Below are 21,815 nucleotides of genomic sequence, written 5' to 3'. Positions count from 1 at the left end.
TCCATACACAGCTTAATAGAAGTCATTCTGCTTGCAGCATGCCCTAGTGCCGCCAACAAGCAGAACAACGAAATTCGTGTACAGCCTTCACATTCCAACCCTTTTTCACACAATTTCCAACTACTAATCATCTCTTAAACATCCCTAACTCTATGATGCGATAGATAATCTATTATAACATGATTCCTTCATCAAAAGCTTCTTTCCGCACCCCGGGTGCAATTTTCCAAGCGAATCGAATATCTGCCATTTCGTTCCACGACGCCATGGACGTGATTTGTGAACGAAGACCCTCCAACAATCCAGCATGGACCTCATACCCTTTGAGCTGCTCTAAGTCTTTCCATAGCTTCGCTACTTCATCTTGCAGCCTCCGCTTATTACCGCTGTAATACGCAGCTTGGATATCTGGTTCTTGAAGAGGCATCCGCGTTAAACGCCAGTAGTTATTAACGATCAGGGCTGCCAGTGCGAATACACCCCGCGTGATGTCGGGAGAGGCCAGCCAACTCGGCAACGTTCGGTACTCGAAACCCCCATGGGACTTCTTACGGAAGTCACCAAGATACCCATAGCGCGGGCGCCGACCACGTGTCGATTCATCCTCGATCAAGATCAGCGGCAGCGCGAGATAGTTATCCAGCGCACGCAGCAGATGCCCATTCATCCAGCAGCGGCTAAAATGCAGGTGACCGCCAAGCGGGTAGCCGCGCACGGGCATGCCGCCTGAACACCAGGCTAGGCTATGGTCTGTGATCTTCCGTGCGGCAATCCCCATGGTTACACGCACGTTCTTAGCGAGCTGCAGCGGGTCCACGCTTGGCTGCGGGCGCAGTTCAGCTAGCGGCAGGATCACGCGATGCCCGCTTAACACAATGGCGTCGCTGCCTACAGCGCCATCGCGGGTTAGGAAGCGGTCGGCAAAGACGACCTTGCCCTGCGAGTTTACGAGCAGGAACTCCGGATCGCAGCCGAGCATCGCTCGCTCTTTCCGTTCCAGCTCTTTCGCAAGTGATTGATCGTATTGATCAATCGCTTGCGCGAAGAGCTGTGCCAATCTCCCGTTCAACTTCGGAACGGGATCGACATCCAGTACGAGCGTATGCCCTGTGGGCGTGATGCCGATGGTGACGAGGCCGTAATCTAAGCCTAGCGCATAGATCGCTTTGACGGATTCGCGGCTCGCTCTGCGAGAGTGGAAGTTGATGTGACTTGGACCTACTTCTATGTAAGCAGCATTTACATTTACTTGCCTTTGATGTTGTAAGGACTTCTCCGAAAGCAGGAGCGTCTCCTTTTTCTCATAGATAAGAAGTGTTTGCAGATGAAATACCGCTACCTTATATTTATGTGTAAAAAGCAGGGGTTCCCTTTTACCTCGAACTGTGACTGCCTGTGAGGCGATCGTTTTCATCCCATGAAGCTGTAACAGATCATCCCGCTTCCTTCGATTCTGAGCTCGCATGATCGCTTTAATGGGCTGCAGAGCAAGTTGGTGCGGGTATTCATCATGCGCCGCACCCCAATGAATAATGATCCGCCCCTGCCAGTTATCGGGGAGCCTACTCCCACTCGGAATTCGGATACGTTCTGCGAGCTCCTGTGCATCTTTCTCCTGTGCGTGCAGGAAGAAGGTTTCCATTCTAACACCTCCCGTTCACCTATTCCCACTACTACTAACGCTTTATTAACACCAGATGCCCAATTGTGCGAATACAACAAAAAAGAGGGCAAATGCCCTCTGCCGAACCTCTTTAGCCCGCATATAATGGCGTATAAGATTCCTTAATCCAGTTCATCCTCGAGCAGATCGGCGTCCAGATCCTCAAAATCCCCATCGCCACTGTCATCGAAATCCACGTGCTTGTCGTCGAAGTCATTGCAGCCGTTGGTGCAAACGACTACACAGACTTTCGTTTCGGCAATGAGCTCAACTTGAAACTCGCGTTCCACCCGAATGATGACGCTGTCGCCGCTTGAAGAGATGCTGGCCTCTACGCAGTTCGGCTCTTGCGTCGCGACAGCTGATACTTCGGCTGTCGTCGGCTTATGTTTTTTGTCCAAGTAGCTTAGTCCAACGATTTCTACATACGATACGGTTTCTTTTGCTACGTCTGTTTTGGTGTTACGATCGTAAGAATACCAGATGTTGATATCGTAAGTACCAACTACTTCTACGCCCTCTCCAGAATGGACAGCCTCGAATTGGTTATTAATAATCCAAGCGCCCAAAATACTGGTTGGAGAATAAGGCGGAGTCACGGTATGACTTACATGAGAAAATTTGCGACCTTTACCGCAGACAGCCTTTGTAATGATCTCTCTGCATTGCAAATCTTTATCTAATGACATCCTTTCAACCTCCTCCATACAATCATTCATTACAAGTGTATGCAGGACAGTAGTCTAGAGTGACAATTATTTTATATTATTTTTGAGATTCGAAAATATGGATATCTGTCAGAGTCAACCCGCTTCAGGACGGTGTTTTTTTTGCTTTTTGGCAATAGCTAAGTACTGCATTAACTCTCTGTTAAGCTGTAAAATCGCTGATCTCACTTCGAATTCTTCCCGACTCTCAGGCAATGGCATTCCTTTGTAACGAGCATTCAGCTCTTGTAATTCTTTCTCTGCTTCCCCTGTATAATAGTCTTCCTTCACAGATTGGCTAATATCTTCGAAGATCGCAGCAATCAACTCTCCTTGCGGCAAAGTTTGATACACACCGGCAACGAGATCAATCATCCGATGGATGGATTCCAGCTGCTCGCCTCTCATGTAGAAATACACGCGCCAATACGGATCCCAGCCAAACAACAACGTATTCTCCATCGACCGTTTCGCCAAGTTTGCCCCTTTTTCAATTTCCTCACTGACCTCGAGAAGCTCTTTCCCATCCCAAATCACCGTATTATCCCGAAGATGCTTCGCAATGTTGACAAAAATGTCGGAAAACAATCCCTCGATTTGTTGTTTATGAGCGATAAGTGCGGAATCAGCCTTCGGCATATAAGCAATATTAATTACTGTTGCTGAACCCAATCCAATGCCCAGCAAGATGAGCTCATTGAGCACAGATGGCCAGTCCGCAGATTCATATGCAAAAAGATGCAGCATCACGACTGCACCTGTTACAGCACCCTCGGTAATACGCAGCCGAACTAGAAGTGGAAATACGATAAGAATAAATAAACTAACGACCCAAATATGGAACCCAAGCAGGTTAAATAAGACCGAACCGATGAGTAGTGCCAGAATGGATGCCGCGATACGATGCAAGGCACTTTGGATGCCTTTCTTCTTCGTCACTTCAATGCCCAGAATGGCAAGAAGCCCCGCTGCGCCAGGCGTATGAACCCCTAATATATACGCCAGATACATAGCGATTATGACCGCAACGGCTGTTTTGAGCACACGAAAGCCCATAGTCCTTCACCTCTTTTACAGGTTTTTCTATGGGCTCATTATTTCATTTTGCATGGGTCTGTGGCAAGTCTTTCCTGTTTACTGATGCTTCGTTAATTTCTTCTCTAGTTTGGCTACAAGCTGATACATCACTGTTGCGACGATTGCGATCACGAACAGGGTAGATATCACTAAGGTGAAGTTAAAAACTTGAAAACCATATATGATTAAGTATCCCAGCCCCTTCTGGGACACTAGAAATTCACCAACGATAACGCCGATCCAGGCCAAGCCGACATTGACTTTCAGCGTAGACACAATAGCAGGAAAAGAGGATGGCAGAATCGCTTTCATAAATACTTTACGCTGATTGCCTCCAAATAACTTCACGACCTTGACGTAGTTATGATCCACTTCTTTGAAGCTGCCATAAACAACAAGGGTCGTAATAATGACTGTGATCGACAGTGTTGTTGCGATAATCGAAAGCAAGCCAGGACCAAATCCGACAATAAACAGAGGCCCTAAGGCTACCTTAGGCATACTATTCAGCACGACAATGTAAGGATCAAGCACGCGCGACAGAAATGGCGACCACCAAATAACTACGGCTAGTGCCGTCCCCAAGATCGTTCCAAGGAAAAAACCAATAATCGTTTCTTCTACGGTGACAGCAACATGTGGGAGCAGCGTGCCATCGAGCAGTTTCTCCCACAGGAGCGCAAATACCTTGGTCGGATAGCTAAATAGCAGGACATCAATCCATTTCAACCGCGAGGCTAGCTCCCACAGGGATAAAAATAGAAGTAATATGGCTGCTTGAAAAAGCCGAACCCACTTCGTCTCTTTCTTTCTTGCTTTCAGAAACCGCTGATGTACGTCCAGCTTTAGTTTCTCATTCGGTTGGTCAATTAGGATGTGCTGCTCATCTCGATTATCCATGCTGCACACCCCCAAATTCCTGCCAAATTTGCCGAAATAGCACATGAAATTCAGACAATTCTCTCGCTTCAAACGGCACAGCTGCCCGAATCACCTCTGGCATTTGGAAGGTTCTGCGAATACGCCCTGGATTCGGAGCCAATACGATAATGCGATCACTCATTGCAATCGCTTCTGAAATATCATGTGTGACCAGAATCGCTGTTTTCTTCTTGGCGCGAAGCGTTTCTACAACCAAATCTTCAAGCTGCAGCTTCGTTTGGTAATCCAGTGCCGAGAAAGGCTCATCTAATAGAAGCAGCTCAGGTTCTGTTGCCAACGTTCGGACAAGTGCGACGCGCTGCCGCATGCCGCCAGACAACTGTGCAGGATAATAATCTTTAAATGCTAGCAGGCCCATTTCCTCCAATAAATGAAGCGCCCCCTGTTTCTTCTCTTTCGTCAGAGTGCCTGCGATTTCTAGTCCCATACAAGCATTAGCTTCAATCGTCCGCCAAGGAAATAAGTAGTCCTGCTGCAGCATGTAACCTACTTTGGGCGATGGTCCCTGGACGTGATGCCCCGCCACGATGATTCTGCCCGACGTCGGCGGAAGGAGTCCCGCAATGATGGATAAGAGTGTTGTTTTGCCACAACCGCTAGGTCCAATCAGACTGACGAACTCGCCATTCGCAATGTCAAATGATATTCCTTGTAGGGCAAGCGTTGCCCGCTCCTCAGTTACGTAAACCTGTGTGACATCTCCGACCTGCACAGCTGTGTCCATGGCACCGAACCTCCTCTTATCTTCATCCTGCGTTGACTACTTCGTTCATGTGATTATTTCTTAACAGTTGATTTCGCTTTTTCTGCAAAAGTATTATTCACCAGTTTGCTCCATGCCACTTTCTCTTTCAGCTCTCCAGCTGATGTCATTACGTCAAGCAAGTTATTCCATTCTTTCTCATCCACAATGCCATCCGTTGCGAAGGATCCTTGATCTTTGTAACGTTTCACCACATTTTTTACAATCGCGACGTCGATATCTTTAAAATATGGCAATACCGCTTCTGTAATTTCGTCCACACTTTTAGCGGCTACCCATAGCTGCGCCCGTTGAATTGCATTCGTGAACTTCTGAATGGTGGCCGGATTGGCTTTGATGAAGCTTTGCTTCGACATAAATACGGTATACGGCAGCTGTCCGCTCTCTACACCGAAAGATGCAAGTACATAGCCCTTGCCCTCTTTCTCAATGATCGATGCTTGCGGCTCAAAAAGCTGTACGTACTCACCAGTTCCAGAAGCATATGCGGATACGATATTGGCAAAATCAATGTTTTGAATCAACTGCAAATCCTTCTGCGGGTCGATGTTGTGCTTCTTCAATGTGAACTCGCCAGCCATTTGCGGCATGCCGCCTTTTCTTTGACCAAGGAACACTTTCCCTTTGAGCGCGTTCCAGTCCAGCTTATCTACTTTTGTTCGAGCAACTAGGAATGTGCCGTCCGTTTGGGTCAGTTGGGCAAAATTGATCACAGGATCATCCGAGCCTTGTTGCGACACATAGATCGATGTTTCTGATCCTACAAGCGCGACATCAATCGCATTCGAGAGCAGTGCAGTCATCGTTTTGTCTCCACCAGGGGTTGTTGTCAGCTCTACATCGAGCCCTTCATCTTTGAAAAACCCCTGCGATAAAGCGACATATTGCGGTGCATAGAACAAGGAGCGCGTCACCTCACCAATGCGTACCTTCGTTGTCTCTTCCGTCTTGGTTCCACACGCTGAAGCAATTAAGCTTAAGAGCAGAACGACGGATAATGTGAATCCCCATCTTTTCCGATTGTTCATAGGACGTCCCTCCGATTTGAATTGTAATGTATCCTATGCAGGAGCCCAGACGTCGGTTAATGGTTCTTCCAGAAAAGCTGTTGGTGTTTATAAAATTTGGGATTTAAAACGAAGATGCCGATGTGTTTGTGCGTGTGCACGAAGACATGTTGAGGGATTGAATGAGGGTTTGAGCGTACCGCAATCCTTTCGAGGCGAATCGGCGAAGTTGGCGACTTCTCTGTTGGTAAAAGTGCAAATGAGCAACTTTTTGTTGCTTTTTGGGGAGCAAATTAGAATTAAGTGCGAAAGTGCAACTATTTTTCAATATTTATCGCAAAATGGGATGAAATCACAAAAATAAGTGCCTATATGCATCAATTTTGCTCAAACGTACTAATGGTGCTAATAAGAGATGCCTATTTGCAACTTTGATGTAGAGGGGGAGCTTGGTGGTGGTGGGTGGGAAAGTTAACCTTGAGATGGCAGTTGATCGCGGGAGTAGCTGTTGATGAGACAAATAGCAACACGAAAAAACAGCTCCCACAACGAAACAAATCGTCGTGGAAAGCTGTTTCATTCCTAATTTACTACTCTATAATTACTAAATCCCATAAACTTCCGAGTACTTCTCTTCTAGGTACGCCACCAAGTACTCCGGATTCAACGGCTCGCCTGTTACTTGTTGAATGATTTCGTTCGGGGTCAGCAGCTTGCCATGCTGGTACACCTTCTCCGTTAGCCACTCTTTAATCGGTGCTAGGTTGCCTTCGGCAATTAAGCTATCAAAGTTCGGTAATTCTTTACGTAGCGTGTTCGTGAATTGCGCCGCGTACATGTTGCCTAGTGCATACGATGGGAAATAACCGAACGCTCCGCCAGACCAGTGCACATCCTGAAGGACGCCTTCGCCGTCGTTCGGAGGTGTCACACCCAAATACTCCTCGTATTTGGCATTCCACGCCGCAGGCAAATCAGCTACAGCAATCGTTCCGCTGAATAACCCTTTTTCCAGCTCATAACGAATCATGATATGTAAGTTGTACGTAAGCTCATCCGCTTCAATTCGAATCAAGGATGGCTCAATGTGGTTAATCGCACGATAAAAATCATCTACGCCTATTTCATCAATTTGCCCGCTAAATGTCGTCTGAAGTTCACCGTAATAGCGATTCCAGAACTGTTTGCTGCGGCCGATGACGTTCTCCCAGAAGCGGGACTGCGACTCATGAATCCCCATGGATGTTCCTGAGCACAGATTGGTGCCTACAAGGTCAGTAGAAATATTTTGCTCATAAAGCGCATGTCCGCCCTCATGAATTGTTCCGAACAAGGCTGATGTGATGTCATTGGGCAAATATCGCGTCGTAATTCGCACATCGCCTGGATTCAAAGCAGTTGCAAACGGGTGAACGGTTTCATCCAAACGACCCGCTTCAAAGTCATATTGCATCTGTTTCAAAATGGAGAGAGAGAATTGCTTCTGCTTGCCAATATCAAATTGTTGATCTAAGAAAGAACGATCCGGCTGATTTGCCGAAGCACTAATGCGCGCTAGGAGCGGCACTGCCTTTTCTCGGAGGGAACCGAATACTTCGTCCAGTTTTTCAACGGTCATCCCTGGCTCGTACATATCCAGCAATGTGTTATATTTATGCCCTTCATAGCCCCACAGCTCAATAAACTCCTGCGTAGTTGCCACGATTTTCTCCAAATATGGCTGAAAAGAAGCCCAATCCGAATTATGCTTCGCACCTTCCCATGCTGACTCCGCTTGTGAAGTTAACACGACATAGGCTTGATATTTCTCAGCTGGAATTTTTTTGCTGCGATCATATTCTTTCTTGCATTCCTGCACCATTTTGCGGGAAATGGGATCTAATTGCTCCAGCTCAGCCGGCTGCATGAAGAACTTGACGTAGTCACCCATCTCATCAGACGTAGACATTCGAAATACCTCGGTGGAGAGTTCACCGACAACCTCTGAACGCGTTTCGATCCCTTTTTTTGGAGCACCTGTCCGCATGTCCCAATAGATCAAAGAGATTGCCTCTTCGTACTGCTTCATTTTACGAACATAAGCTTTGAACGATGCCAATTTGGCATTTACAACACCAACACTCATGTGCTCATCTCCTCCCAAATGTTTCATAATTATCATACTTCCAACGAGGGTTAGAATCAAATTTCGGTCTGAATGTGGTAGAATGAGGACTAGTCTTCATTTATTAGGCTATTTGATGTGCAACTACGTGAGGAGATGACCCCATGAACATTACATTTACCGATACAGCAAAACAACGCTTAACGCCGTGGATGGATCAAAATAATACGTTACTTAAGCTCGTTTTTGATACAGAAGGCTGTGGCTGCTCCGTCAATGGCGTACCTACTTTGTGGTTGGTTCCTGCGGCAAATGCAGATGATATCGCTGCAGTAACCGACACGATTCCATTGATTTATAAAGCGAAGGATGAGATCTTTTTTGAGGACAACATGAAAATCGACTTCCATGAAGGCAATAAATCCTATATACTGAAGAGTAATAATCAGATTTACAATGCGGGTATGAGCTTAGTCGATAAACGATAAAGCTGCACAAACATAGACATGCAGCACATCAACTTACTTGGAGGGAATACCATGTCTTTAGTCAATGAGATTATGAGCTACAACAAGGATTTCGTAGAAACGAAACAATATCAAGAATTTCTGACCACGAAGTTTCCAGACAAGAAAATGGTCGTTGTCACATGTATGGATACACGATTAGTTGAATTACTCCCTAAAGCCATGAATTTACATAATGGGGATGCCAAAATTTTGAAAAATGCCGGTGCCATTATCTCTCACCCCTTTGGTAGTCTGATGCGCAGCATTATCGTCGCTGTCTATCAACTGGAAGCGGATGAAGTATTCGTCATTGGGCACTATGATTGTGGTATGACAGGTCTTAACTCGGAAACAGTTATAGCCAACGCAAAAAGTAGAGGAATCTCTGACGATGTCATTGAAACCTTGGGACATGCTGGCATTGACCTTAAACGCTGGCTCACTGGTTTCGAGCATGTGCGCGAGGGCATCGAGAAAAGTGTTAATATCATTCGGAATCATCCTTTACTTCCCAAAAATTTACCTGTGCACGGCATGATCATCGACCCAGAAACAGGTCGCATAGATCTTGTTGATGCGGCATATCCAGTTGCATCAGAGCTAGAATAGAAAAAGAGTAGATCCAGTTAGTTACTGGACCTACTCTTTTTTTTATTTGCAACCGTTATGGCTTAATCGTACGGATCAAACGTTTCGCTTCACCATTTGGCGTGGTAATAACCTCATAAATGTTGAAATACGAGTCTGAAGTAATTTGCTCAGACCTAATATTGTTAAATTCGAGGAACTGAACGCCGGACAATATACGTTGCTGCCCCGTAAAGGTCATTGGTTTAGAGCTCAGTAGACGTCCTTCCGTATCCACAACCTCAAACACAAGGGAAGAGAAATTCGCATCCGTGATGACTTGCGCTTGTCGCTGTACATCTAGATCTAATCGCAGACGATAGCTATAGGAATTATCTTTGCTATAGGTAGCGCTTAGTGAGTAATCATCGAAGTCGATTGTAAATGGATACACAGAAATAGGACCCGTTGCTGGAATTGGCTGTACTTCCGTTTTGTATGAACCGATTGCCAAACGATTCGTGTCATATAGACTTAATGCCAGTTTATCTGCATCCTCACTATCTGGCACCATGTAAGAGTAATTCAACACATAGCTCGTGTTCGGTGTAATCGTTTTGGCCACATTGGTTTGACGAACACCAGTATAGGTGTAGCCCTCTTCATTTGTCAGATCGGTTTGGAAATCAGGCAAAGCCAATGTTGTCGTACTCTTATTCGTTAATTTATATTTCGCAACAACTGTCTTATACCCGAAGTCTGTGTTTACACTCATCCCAAGCTCAACAAGTGACATATCCATATTCGAATCTATGCTATTCGTTGACGCTAACTTAAATGGATCACCAATCTTATACGCCTGCGCAGCAGCATAAGTCGTCGCTTCACCAGCAACGCCAGCACCTGCAAGTGAAGTCACGGAAACGGGCAGAGATACTGCTTGCTTCGTATTATCCGTGTTGCCTGTGGCACCTGTTCCTGTTCCTGTTGCTGCTCCTGATCCAGTGCCTGTTCCTGTTGTAGTGGGGGCAGTCCCACTTTGCTTCTCAAGCACGACCAATTGTAACGCTTCTGCATTGAGCGAAGCAGGTACTACACCTTGGAAATGGAACGTAGTCGACTCATTCGGAGATAAATAAGCAGAACGAACGGCATTATCACTCGAGGTCACGCCTACATTACTACGACTCGCCTGGAATTCTCCAGTCAAGCTAGGAACTGTAACAATCCCATCACTTTCATTCGTCAATGTCACATTCGCCTGCACATGTAACCCATCTGTTTGCTGAATAGCTGATGCCCATGAAGTCGAAATAACTAGCCCGTTCAAAGCATTGCTCTCCTCGTTATTCGGGTACGGCGTTTTATCGCCTAGACGGCTTACTGAGAATGTTTTGGCTGCATTCAGTGTACCAAGGAGTGTCGTTTTCACTTTTCCTTTGGGCGAGAACAGCAGTGATAATTTATTCGTATCTAGTGAAGCGGGAACCGCCGCTTGAAGCCTCACGGTCACTGGTTGATCAGGAAGCAAGGCACCTACACTAGCAACAAACTGAGCGCCATACGTCAGCCCTTTGCTATCTTGGAAATTGAGTTCTAGTCCTTCTGGCAGCTTCACGCTTGCGCTGCTTTCGTTGGACAGAGTCAGATCTGTATAAACCATCCACACGCCATCTTTGTACACTTTATAGCTATGTCCTAATTTTGCGGTAACTAACGTTTCTTCTGCAAGCGTCGTATCAATCTCTTTTAAATTAATAACGGCTTGTTGTTCCAACGTCTGACCTGTTTCGATCATCGCAGATTCGACAGAAAGTGCACCGATATCTGATGTCGAGTTATTATTCCAACGGAAAATATCAACCTTCAAATCGGAAGGTGTCAGGTTATTCGGAATTTCTGACGTAAATTTAAACGTCCCCGTCTCTCCTGCCTTCACACGAGCAACAACCTTCTCATTGAGCTTCGCTGTATACGTAATGCCATTCGCGTCTATGACTTTTACACCATAATTATTGAAATCGACGATGGAATTACTATGGTTATTCAAACCTAATGAGAAGCGAAGCGAACCATCATCGGCTCCCACAGATAACGACACTTTGTCTAAAGTAAAATAGACGGAATCACTGAGAAATACACCTTCCTTACCAGCGAAAGCTGATGTTGCCAGTGGAAGTGTTAAGAAGCTTGCAGCAGTTAGCAATAAAGCCGAACGACTGAGCAGTCGTTTCATCTTACGTTGTTGGATCACAGGGAGTCCTCCTTGTAGTTACATTTAGTCAGAACGCAATGCGTCAATCGGACGCAGTTTAGATGCTTTGTTTGCCGGATACAAACCGAAAACCACTCCGACTAAAACAGAGAATAAGAAGGAATAAAGGCCTACATCAAAGGAAAGACTGGTCGATTGCTTCGGACTAAAATATGGCAGTGCATATGAGAAGCCGATACCGATGAGAAGTCCGATTAAACCACCCATTCCACTGATCACAACCGCTTCCACCAGGAATTGCAGCAAAATATTGCGACGCTTTGCGCCAATAGATTTGCGAATCCCAATTTCACGTGTTCGTTCACTTACCGTAACCAACATAATATTCATGATTCCAATACCACCGACAAGCAAGGAAATCAGAGCAACCGCCACTAATTGATTCGTAAGTGTATTCGTTGCTTCAGTCCGTGCTTTCAACAGTTCGTCCTGATTCGTTAATACAAAGCCTGTATCGCTCTTGAACTTATACGTTAGGTACTGCTTCATTGTCTCTTGCGCTGTATAAATATCGTCCTTCGTAGGTGCTTCGACATACGTTGTTCGAATTTGGCCCAGCTTGAATTGACGTCTAGCAGATTCTAACGGCACGATCACAGAGCTGTCTACGGAAGCTCCGCCAATGTTGGATCCCTTTTCCTTGAGTGTCCCGATCACGTTAAAAACAACACCATCGATGTTGATATTTTCGCCTACTGGGTTAAGTGTCCCAAAGAATTTTTTCGTCACTTCACTGCCCAGAATAGCGACATTCGAACGAAATTCGAGGTCCGTCGGCGACAAATTTCGACCTTTGTCGATAGCCGCTTTAATAATGTCGAAATAGCGGTCATTCGTGCCAAGTACGTTATATTTTTCTTGCGTGCGATCATATTTAACATTAGAACCATTCTTGGACATCGTTGGCGCAATGGATTTGAATTCTGGGAAATTCTCAAAATTCATCAAATCATCATAGCTGAGCTGTGTCGCTCGACCGTTCCCCGTCGCTGTCACGACGAGCAGATTCGTTCCCATATTCTCGTATTGCTTCGCAATCGCTTCTGAAGTTCCTTGACCGATGGAAACCAGTGTGACAACGGAACTTACGCCAATAATAACACCAAGCATGGTCAGAAATGTACGCATCGGACTTGAAATGATGGTCCGAAGCGACATCCGGATCAGTTCACTTACCTTCATACGCTCACCTCTTGCTGCAACAGAGCCTTCTTCGTGTCATTCCGATAGTCATCCACGATTATTCCGTCACGAAGAGCAACGACACGTTTCGCATTGTCAGCAATATGATGATCATGCGTAATGAGAACAATGGTATTACCCTGTGCGTTGAGCTGAAGGATTAGCTCCAACACTTCTTCACCCGTACGTGAGTCCAAAGCTCCTGTAGGCTCATCGGCCAAAATCAGAGAGGGTGAGATCGCCAATGCACGCGCAATAGCTACCCGTTGCTGCTGGCCACCAGACAACTCGCTTGGACGGTGATGACCACGTTCGCCCATGCCGAGCATTTTCAACATGGCATTGGCACGTTCCTTACGCTCTTTCTTCGAAATGCCAGCATAGATCATCGGGAGCTCCACGTTTTCCATCGCAGTTAGTCGGGGGAGCAGATTAAACTGTTGGAAAATAAAGCCGATTTTCTGATTTCTAAGCTCTGCCAACTCATTATCACTCATTCGCTCCGTTACGACACCGTCCAAGATATAGCTGCCTGATGTTGGTACATCCAACAGACCGATCGTATTCATCAGTGTCGATTTACCGGATCCACTGGGTCCGATAATAGCAACGAAATCACCTTCGGCAACAGTTAACGATATGTTACGCAGAATGGGAAGATCTTCCTCTCCGCGCCTGTACGTTTTCGTTATATCTTTCAGTTCAATGATATTCATCAAAGAAATAGCTCCTTTCAGGGCAGCCTTATCTGTTACCGCCACCGGCATTACCACCACCAGTAGTACGCTGTGCAGCACCACCAGCATTACCACCTGCTGCTCCGCCAGCTCCACCTGCTCCACCTTGCTGGAAGCCACCTGCTCCGCCACCGCCAAAGCCACCTGCTCCACCGGCTCCGCCGCCTTGCTGGAATTGCTGTCTTAAGCGATTGATCTCATCTGTACTTAAATTCTGCTGTCTTCTCACAGCCGCAGGCAATACGACTTTGTCGCCCTCTTTAAGTCCTTCTGTGATCTCTATTTGTGTAGTCGAACGTATACCAATTTTAACTTCATGTTCGGGTTCTGATGTTCCATCCGCTTTCTTCACCGTTACAACACGTTTACCACGTTGCAGTTGAAGCGCTTCTGGCGGGATATAAAGCACATCTTTCTTATCCTGAATCAAAATTTCGCCTGTTGCTGTCATCCCATATTTCAACAGATTATCTTTATTCTCAGTGGCCAGGATAACGTCATAGAACGTTACTCCGTTCGTAGTTGTACCAACCGTAGAGACTTGTGTCACTTCTGCTGGGAAATTGCGTCCAGGGAAAGAGTCAACTTTAATTTCGGCTTTCATGCCTACTTTAATATTAGGCAAATCAAGCTCATCCACTTGAACTGGAAGCTGCATTTTAGCAAAACTTGCTACAGTACCAAACTGCGTACCGCTTGTAACCCTCGTTCCAGGTCGGAAGTTGCTAAGTATATCTACTTTTTTATTCACGAAATCGGTTGAAAATACGCCATCGAAAGGAGCAAGAATTTTCAAGGCAGTTACGCGATCTTGTGCCGCATCAACCTTCAACTTCTGACGCTCAAGGGCAGCTTGCGCCGTCGTGATATCATCGTCTAAGGTATCATTCAGGAAGGCGGCAAGCAGATCACCTTGGTGTACAATTACACCTGTTTTGAAAGGCAATGTGGAGATACTCCCCGTCGTTCCTGCAAGAATTGTAGCAACCTGCACGTACTGAAGTGCTGCTTTCCCTTGCGAATCAACCGCACGTCCGCCAATCGTCGCAGATCCCATTGCATTCAAACCTGCATCCATGGAATTGTCATTCTTAATTTGAATATCGATATCAACAAGCTTACCACCCTTACCATCCGATTTCGGATCTTTGGAAATGGCTGCTATTGTTCCTGTTTTGGTGATCATGAAGCCATCAACCGTTATGTCAATGGTATCGCCTTTATGTAATTGCGCAGCATCCTCCACAAAAAATGGCAAGGTAACGGTTAGAGTACTGGCATCGCCAATCGTAGCGATTTTCGTCGATTTATTAATCGTTGCGCCAACATCAATATTGGCGTACGTTAATTTCCCGCTAATAGGTGCAGTAACACCAGTTATTCCTCTTTGTTGCTCCTTCGTTTTCAAATCCTTCTCCAATTGCTCATAAGTCGTTTTGGCATCTTGAAGATCGTTTTCCAAGTTTGAGCTTGTCAGCTCGATCAGAACATCTCCCGCTTTAACCGTTTGATTACGAGTCAGGTTAATCGATTTTATGAGAGCATTTTCTGTAGACGAAATCGTTTGGGTATCCTTAGGCTCAAATTGAGCAGTTCCCGAAACAGATGAGCGTATGTTCCCTTTTTTGACATCTACCGTAACTTCTTTCGTCTCTGCTGCTTTGGTTTTCTTCCCTTTCGTTAGATACACATAGGAACCACCAGCGCAAACGAGAATTGCCACAATCAAAATGAACCATTTACTGCGAAAAAATTTCATTCTGTTACTTCCCCCTTAGCATTGTTCCACATTAGAAAGTTTAAGCTTTCTGTTCTCGAAAACGTCTTTCTATTTGGCAATAAAAACAACCAGTTATAGGGATCTTTGGTCGAAGACCAAAATCTCTACTAAACCGCGGTCACACATCCTCGAAAGTACTTCGAGAGAAGCTTTCTGATGCTTGTACATGACCCTTACAACCTCGAGATCAGCAATTGGATTAACTGCTGTTCAACACTGATTCCCATTCCTCGTGTGTCCAAAGATGGCATGACATTGTTTACATGCTCTGTCACACCAGCTTCAACCCGCTGCTCAGACTTCCTCCTCTTTTCGAAAGCGTTTACAAATCGTTCCCTCTCCGCAGCAGTCAACGCTTCCCTGTGAGTTTTCACTCGTTCCGCGATACGCTGCTTCAATTGCTTCGATTGTTCATCCAAATAAGCTTTCTGTTCATTCGTTAACACTTGGATGACTGCTTTTCGTTCGGATTCGTCAATGCTGCCTTCTTCTTCACTTTTGCGTACGATGGGCAAAATGGATCGAGATTGCTCTGCAGTCAATGCTAATAAAGGTTGTCGATCCATGACGATTAAACCTTGAAATAGCATAACCAGTCGCTGTTCTGTTGCATTCTGAACATCTTCAGCCATAGGGATCTCTTGCGAGATATCAGAGGAAGCAGGCATAGTCGGGTTCCCAGTTGCAGAGGATTCAGCTTGTCCAATATCCTGTTTGGTACAACCGACTAACAAGAAGGTCGTGAGGATTACACACAGCAAAATATTGCGTGTACTACTGCTCAACCAACATACACCTCCACAAAAAAAAACCTATCCATCAGCAAAAGGATAGGCGATAAATGTGTATGAAGTATGATACTATTGTGACAATTTTGTGAATGTTTCAAAGTTCCTAGGAAAAACGATACGAAACTCCGTACCTTCCCCAACTCGGGAGCGCACGCCAACGGTGCCTTTCATTCCCGTGACCAGATGTTTCACAATAGTTAGCCCTAACCCTGTTCCTGAAATAGCATCCGAATCAAAAGTCCGAGCTTCATCTGCTTTATAGAATCGATCCCAAATTCGTGATAATTCGGTTTCTGTCATCCCCGTTCCCGTATCTCGAATATACAGATGGACTTCTTTCTGATGCTCTTCTAATGCAACAGTTAAAGTTCCCCCTTCTGGGGTGAATTTCAGCGAATTATACATTAAATTCCGAATGATTTGGGCAAAACGATCTGGATCTAACTGCACGAAGCAACCATCCGCATTTTCGTCAGGCAGAATGAGATGCAGTGTAATATTCTTCTCCACAATGGCTGGCTTCAAAAGCTCGAGCGAATCCTCAACAAGTTCGATGATGTCAACTGGACGTAATCGAAATACATCCACCCCATTTTGAATCTGAGCAAGGTCTAGAAGATCTGTGACAAGACGTTGCAAACGCTGTACCTCTTGATCACAAATATATAAATAATGCGGGTACTTATCTTGCGGGATAACTTGATCATTCATGGCAACGATAAAACCACGTAAAGATGTCAAAGGTGAGCGGAGTTCATGAGAGACATTAGCGAGAAACTCCTGCCTTGTCTCTTCCCATTCTTCCAATTTCTCCACCATAAAGTTAAAGCTTCTAGCTAGCTGCCCAACCTCATCCTGTGAATTGACAGGTACACGTGTCTTGAAATCCCCATGTGCCAATTCTATAGCCGCACGATTCATTTGTTGAAGTGGACCTGCGAGTTTACGTGACAGAACGAACAGGATGATACCAACTGCAATGAGAGAAAACAACAAAGGCAACCAGAGGTTCAATCGTACCGCAGAGATGACCTCACGAATATCACCTGCTGGGAAATGAAGAATGATCACCATCGGTTGTTCATTTAATTGATACGGTGCATAGTACGCAAATAAATTACGCTTCCCATCCGGCGTTTCTAGACTTATCATGCTATGCCCAGTACGACCATGCAAGCCATCAATATACAATGGATCCATCTGTTTCGGAATCGCTCTTCCTTCACTATCCGATGAGCCAGTAGCAATGTTGCCATACTCATCTACGAGCCAGACTTGTCCGTTAATACTTCTAGCCAAAATCCGAACGGTATACTTGAGTTCACGGGTCGAAATGGTGCCATCTTGAACCGAGTTCAATAATCCGATAATTTCCGTATTTCTTTTTTGCAGCAGCTCAATCTTATCCTTGTAAAAAAGATCCGTAAAATAAGAATTCCAAAACACGAAAAGCCCAATAAAAAAAAGTACGCAGGTCGCGAGAAAAGAAAGGAAAATTTTGATATATAAGCTATTATATTTCCCCATGACCCAACGCTTAAACATGCTGTACAACCTCGAATGAGTACCCAATCCCCCATAGGGTTTGAATATTCCAAGTCTCATGTTGGCCTAACTTCTTCCGTAGGTTTTTCACATGCGCATCCACGGTACGAGTGCCACCTGTAAAATCAAAATTCCACACATACCCTAGCAAATCTTCACGCGTAAACACGCGACCTGGATTGCTCATTAAGAAGAATAAAAGTTCAATCTCCTTAGGCGTTAATTCAATCCGATTGCCGCCAACCGTAACACGATATTGCTCTAAGTCGATCATAATATTACCCATTTCTAACCATTTGCGTGGTGAGCTTTGCCGCCCAGTCATATCAGCAGGTGGTTGCATGGTTCTCCGAAGTACAGCCTTAATTCGCGCAATGAGCTCGTTCGGGTCAAAGGGCTTCACTAAATAATCATCTACACCCAAATTAAAACCTCTCAGCTTGTCCAGGGACTCCCCTTTCGCAGTTAAGAAGATGATCGGTGTATGATGAAAGGGAGCATCCATTTTGCGAATTTGCTCACACAGCTCGTAACCTGAAATATCAGGCAGCATAATGTCAAGCAGTACCAAACTAGGTCGCTCGCTAACGATGGCTTTCAATACGTTTCCGCCGCGGAACAATTGTACCGCTTCATAATTCGAGTGCTCCAAGTATAACTTAACAACCTCTGATATATTGGGTTCATCTTCTACGACTAGAATTTTACCTTCCGAATTCATCGGGTATCACCTAATTCCTTTCGAATAACTTGTTGTCTCGCTCGCTCTTCAATGACTTCGGACCGATCTCTTCGCGTGTGCTTATGAATAATCATCTCATCGGACATCAGACTTGGCGTTTGCCAGCCCCACCCTTTAAGCTGACATAATTCAAAACATAAGTTGGATAGCTCAGGATCAGATATAGGCAAATTCATATCTTCAAAGCGATAATTCTCGGTTCCGATCGCTTGCCAAGCCTGCGTAATTCTCGCCTGCAGCTCCACATCGTCCAGCCCCAACGTACGAACATCCTCCGCCTGAAGGTTTTTTGCTGCACTTTGCAGCATTTTCACAGCACCCGCATAATTCCCTCTTCGGCTGTGATACATCCCTACGGCTATTTGAATAAGCCCAACATACGTTAATCTTGCTGGATCCTTGGGATGCTCTTTCCAATACTCTTCCATAACTTCATGACATTCGAAATAATCCCGCGCTCCGTGAAAATAACATAAATAATCGGTGTATGCCTCTGGATATTGCGTCATTTGTATTCCCCTCACCTTAAGTTCATCACGGTAAACCAATATCTCTCATGTTACTAAAAAGTCAGGTCATCGTCCAATTTCGCGCAATCATCCATGAACTTCCAACTAGTCGAAAGCGCAACCAATCTACTACTTCATGCGTCCAATAGAGTAGCTTACTAGAAAGAGGCGAATGAATGAAAATAGGAAAATGGTTACTTAGTGGTACTTTACTTCTCTCAATGACGTTACCTTCCACTGTTCTTGCAGCTAGCAATGGTCCTTCCAGTATAGACAAAACGACGAAATACCGCGTCTACCAGTACAACCAGGTACTTATGGAATTTGCAACATATGGACAGGCAGAAGCGTATGCCAAATGGTTTACCAATAGCCACGTAGAAGAAATAGGCACGCGTACCTGGGTTTGGAGCAATCTCCCGCGCTATCAAGTTTATCAGCAAGATATTACCTTGCCGGAGTGGCAATTCGCCACACTGAATGAGGCTATCGCAGAAGCCAAGAAATGGACGAACGCGAGTGTGCGGGATTTACAGTCTACGGGCTGGGTGTGGAACAATTATGCGCGTTATCAACTCTATCAAAATGAAATCACGCAGGATTCGTGGAAGTTTACGAGTCTTAGTGAAGCCATGGCAGAAGCCAAGAAGTGGGGAAATGCGCATATTATCGATTTGAACTCGAACGGATGGGTATGGGACAACATCCCCCAAGCCGTTAAAGAGGCAAACAGCGCGGGCAGCGTAGTCTACAATGTTTATCAAGGAACGTTCTCAGCTCCAAATTGGGGATTTGCCTCCTTAGAGGATGCGATTCAAGAAGCACTCAAATGGGGAAACTCCACGGTCGTTAATAAGAACTCCAAACAAACGGTTTACAGCAATCTTAAACTATACAAAGTTTTTCAAAATGATGCTTTTCTTCAGGAGTTTACATCCATAGATGAAGCGATTAATTATGCTAAGCTATGGGGACACAGTGCCATTTACCGGGAAGGCCGTAAAATTTGGAACAATTATGCCTCTTATCAAGTGTATCAGAGCGCCAATCTAATTGGTGAGTTTCGAACTTTACCAGAAGCTTTAACTTATGGGAAACAGTACAGTAATGCTTCCATTCAAACATTGGAGAATCGTACACTCTGGGATAATTTCAAAAAGCTGCAAGTCTGGGGCTGGAACGGCAGCTCAGGTGCCGAGGTTATTAAAGCTCATGTGTCGAATACAATTGGGCTTGATGTCGATTCTCCTTCTTATTTCGAGTTGGCAGATAACACTGGTAATCTGAAGGATACCTCTAATGCTGACACGGTTAAATGGTTACAAAAAAGTGGGTATACCGTATATCCATTAGTTAGCAATCAATTCAGCTCTACCTTAACAACACAATTCCTTGCAAACAGCGCTGCGCAAGATAAGTTCATTACCGCTTTGGTTAACCGTTCCGTACAATTGGGGGTTCCAGGAATCAATGTCGATTTCGAAAGCCTAGCGGGTTCTGATCGCAATGCGTTTACAACATTTATTTCAAAATTGACAGACGCTGCACATGCGAAAGGTTTAGTCATTTCCATTGATTTGCCGCGTGGCAGTGTAAAATGGAATCATCTTTCCGCTTTTGACCATGAAAAGCTTGGTGCCATTGTCGATTACATGGTAATCATGGCCTACGATCAATACTGGAAAGGAAGCACCTCACCTGGTTCGGTCGCTGGCATTCCTTGGACCGATGGCGGCGTTCAAGAGTTCCTATCCTACGGTGTTCCACGCGATAAAATCATTCTGGGCATCCCGTATTATGTACGCGAATGGCAGTTGGATTCTAAAGGTGCTTTAGTCGGAAATCGCACCGTTCTCATGAAAGACATTCCAGCGCTTATGGCATCCAAAGCAACTACACAAACTTGGGACAACGAATTCGGGCAATATAAGGTCGAGTACAAAGAAAATGGTTACACGTTCGTATTTTGGTTGGAGAACCAAGCAACCGTTACGGCTCGTATGGACATTGCCAAGAAGTACGATATCGCTGGTGTCGCCGCTTGGCGCTTAGGCTATGATACACCGGATTTATGGCAGGCTGTGTTGCAGAAGAAGTAAGTGATACGGGCAATTGAGAGAAACATTGAGTGGTAAGAAGACAAAAAACCTGAGCTGAGGACTCCGTCCTAGTCTCAGGTTTTTTCTTGATAAACCCCTGCCTACTTGATCTAGATGAGCCCCAACTGGCTGAACGTTGTTTCCGTACCACAATCTGCGCAGTACTTGGCATCCGCCTTATTAACCTTATAGCACCCCTTGTGCATAAGGGATTTCTCTTTGGTACATTTATTCTTGAGTGGTGCCCCACAACGTATGCAGTACCTGTCTTCCTTAACGGCAACATATTTGCATCTAATACAGGTTTGTAGCTCATTCTTCTCGGCCATCTCTTCATCCCCTTGAAGTTCGTTGATGCGCTACTTCAAGTATATTCGGACTACCGTCACATTTGTTCCTATCCATTCCGCTACCTTACCCCTAGCCCCCTAAAGTAACGCTTAATTAAACTAAACCTCTTCATTCTGTCAAACGTCATGCCCCTTCTCCGCCCACCTAGCTCAACAAATTTAGTTAAGTATGGGAACGTCAGTGCTCTATTTAGGCCAAAAATGAAACAATGGATGATGAAGGGGAACGTGGATCCTCTATTGGCCTGATTCGAACCGTTTAACCCATTTTTTGGGCAAAATAAGGGAATGACGTTCCCCTACTCATTGGAAATCAGTCAATTTCACATAAATAAGGGATCTACGTGCAATTAGACTTAATAGTGGACACAACGAATTGGGGAGTTAGATAATAAAACTATCCAAATTTAAGAGGTGTCCAAGATGAGCCAACCCCGTCAGCGTTACAATCAAAAGTTTAAAGAAG

Annotated in this window: 18 protein-coding genes; 3 read left to right on the top strand and 15 right to left on the bottom strand. The window is 45.2% G+C overall.

Annotation, left to right across the window (positions count from 1 at the left end; translation table 11 throughout):
* Positions 1-172: 172 nt before the first annotated feature.
* The 7 genes from HQN88_RS30285 to HQN88_RS30255 all read right to left on the bottom strand — a co-directional run bounded on the left by HQN88_RS30285 (position 173) and on the right by HQN88_RS30255 (position 8,284).
* A complete protein-coding gene (locus tag HQN88_RS30285; protein ID WP_173119322.1) occupies positions 173-1,642 on the bottom strand; it encodes a putative amidoligase domain-containing protein in 1,470 nt (489 codons plus the stop codon).
* Positions 1,643-1,785: 143 nt separating this feature from the next.
* Complete coding sequence (locus HQN88_RS30280; RefSeq protein WP_056620858.1) at positions 1,786-2,352, bottom strand: outer spore coat protein CotE; 567 nt, start codon at positions 2,350-2,352, stop codon at positions 1,786-1,788.
* A gap of 114 nt (positions 2,353-2,466) precedes the next feature.
* Positions 2,467-3,426, bottom strand: coding sequence for an aromatic acid exporter family protein (locus HQN88_RS30275; RefSeq protein ID WP_173119321.1), 960 nt, complete (start codon positions 3,424-3,426; stop codon positions 2,467-2,469).
* Positions 3,427-3,504: 78 nt separating this feature from the next.
* Complete coding sequence (locus tag HQN88_RS30270) at positions 3,505-4,347, bottom strand: ABC transporter permease (protein ID WP_173119320.1); 843 nt, start codon at positions 4,345-4,347, stop codon at positions 3,505-3,507.
* Positions 4,340-5,113, bottom strand: a complete 774-nt coding sequence (locus HQN88_RS30265; RefSeq protein WP_173119319.1) for an ABC transporter ATP-binding protein — start codon at positions 5,111-5,113, stop codon at positions 4,340-4,342. The genes HQN88_RS30270 and HQN88_RS30265 overlap by 8 nt, the downstream gene beginning before the upstream one ends.
* A gap of 53 nt (positions 5,114-5,166) precedes the next feature.
* Positions 5,167-6,180 (bottom strand): ABC transporter substrate-binding protein, encoded by a 1,014-nt coding sequence (locus HQN88_RS30260; protein ID WP_173119318.1) that lies wholly within the window; start codon positions 6,178-6,180, stop codon positions 5,167-5,169.
* 583 nt (positions 6,181-6,763) lie between these two features.
* Positions 6,764-8,284 (bottom strand): carboxypeptidase M32, encoded by a 1,521-nt coding sequence (locus HQN88_RS30255; protein ID WP_173119317.1) that lies wholly within the window; start codon positions 8,282-8,284, stop codon positions 6,764-6,766.
* 143 nt (positions 8,285-8,427) lie between these two features.
* On the opposite strand from HQN88_RS30255, the gene HQN88_RS30250 reads away from it, so the two are divergent.
* Positions 8,428-8,751 carry an iron-sulfur cluster biosynthesis family protein gene (locus HQN88_RS30250; RefSeq protein ID WP_173119316.1) on the top strand — a complete coding sequence of 108 codons (324 nt, stop codon included), beginning with the start codon at positions 8,428-8,430 and terminating at the stop codon, positions 8,749-8,751.
* A 51-nt stretch (positions 8,752-8,802) separates the two neighbouring features.
* Complete coding sequence (locus HQN88_RS30245; RefSeq protein WP_173119315.1) at positions 8,803-9,381, top strand: beta-class carbonic anhydrase; 579 nt, start codon at positions 8,803-8,805, stop codon at positions 9,379-9,381.
* Positions 9,382-9,436: 55 nt separating this feature from the next.
* Here HQN88_RS30245 and HQN88_RS30240 read toward each other — a convergent pair whose 3' ends face one another.
* From HQN88_RS30240 to HQN88_RS30205, 8 genes are all read right to left on the bottom strand, one after another.
* Positions 9,437-11,593, bottom strand: coding sequence for a hypothetical protein (locus HQN88_RS30240; protein WP_173119314.1), 2,157 nt, complete (start codon positions 11,591-11,593; stop codon positions 9,437-9,439).
* Positions 11,594-11,617: 24 nt separating this feature from the next.
* Positions 11,618-12,796: an ABC transporter permease gene (locus HQN88_RS30235; RefSeq protein WP_173119313.1), complete on the bottom strand. Its 1,179-nt coding sequence runs from the start codon at positions 12,794-12,796 to the stop codon at positions 11,618-11,620.
* Positions 12,793-13,512, bottom strand: coding sequence for an ABC transporter ATP-binding protein (locus HQN88_RS30230; protein WP_216855886.1), 720 nt, complete (start codon positions 13,510-13,512; stop codon positions 12,793-12,795). The genes HQN88_RS30235 and HQN88_RS30230 overlap by 4 nt, the downstream gene beginning before the upstream one ends.
* Positions 13,513-13,540: 28 nt before the next feature.
* Positions 13,541-15,292 (bottom strand): efflux RND transporter periplasmic adaptor subunit, encoded by a 1,752-nt coding sequence (locus HQN88_RS30225; protein WP_173119312.1) that lies wholly within the window; start codon positions 15,290-15,292, stop codon positions 13,541-13,543.
* A 194-nt stretch (positions 15,293-15,486) separates the two neighbouring features.
* On the bottom strand, positions 15,487-16,098 hold the full coding sequence (locus HQN88_RS30220) for a hypothetical protein (protein ID WP_173119311.1): 612 nt from the start codon (positions 16,096-16,098) through the stop codon (positions 15,487-15,489).
* A gap of 75 nt (positions 16,099-16,173) precedes the next feature.
* Entirely contained in the window at positions 16,174-17,649 is a 1,476-nt protein-coding gene (locus HQN88_RS30215; RefSeq protein ID WP_173119310.1) for a sensor histidine kinase, read from the bottom strand.
* Positions 17,642-18,370 carry a response regulator transcription factor gene (locus HQN88_RS30210; protein ID WP_173119309.1) on the bottom strand — a complete coding sequence of 243 codons (729 nt, stop codon included), beginning with the start codon at positions 18,368-18,370 and terminating at the stop codon, positions 17,642-17,644. Before HQN88_RS30210 ends, HQN88_RS30215 begins: the two co-directional genes overlap by 8 nt.
* On the bottom strand, positions 18,367-18,900 hold the full coding sequence (locus HQN88_RS30205; RefSeq protein ID WP_173119308.1) for a DUF309 domain-containing protein: 534 nt from the start codon (positions 18,898-18,900) through the stop codon (positions 18,367-18,369). Before HQN88_RS30205 ends, HQN88_RS30210 begins: the two co-directional genes overlap by 4 nt.
* Before the next feature lie 176 nt (positions 18,901-19,076).
* On the opposite strand from HQN88_RS30205, the gene HQN88_RS30200 reads away from it, so the two are divergent.
* Entirely contained in the window at positions 19,077-20,999 is a 1,923-nt protein-coding gene (locus HQN88_RS30200) for a glycosyl hydrolase family 18 protein (protein ID WP_173119307.1), read from the top strand.
* Positions 21,000-21,815 lie beyond the last annotated feature (816 nt).

This window comes from Paenibacillus qinlingensis (assembly GCF_013204845.1).
Taxonomy (GTDB): domain Bacteria; phylum Bacillota; class Bacilli; order Paenibacillales; family NBRC-103111; genus Paenibacillus_E; species Paenibacillus_E qinlingensis.
Note: the sequence above shows the minus strand (reverse complement) of the source record. Positions and strands in the feature narration are given on the sequence as shown.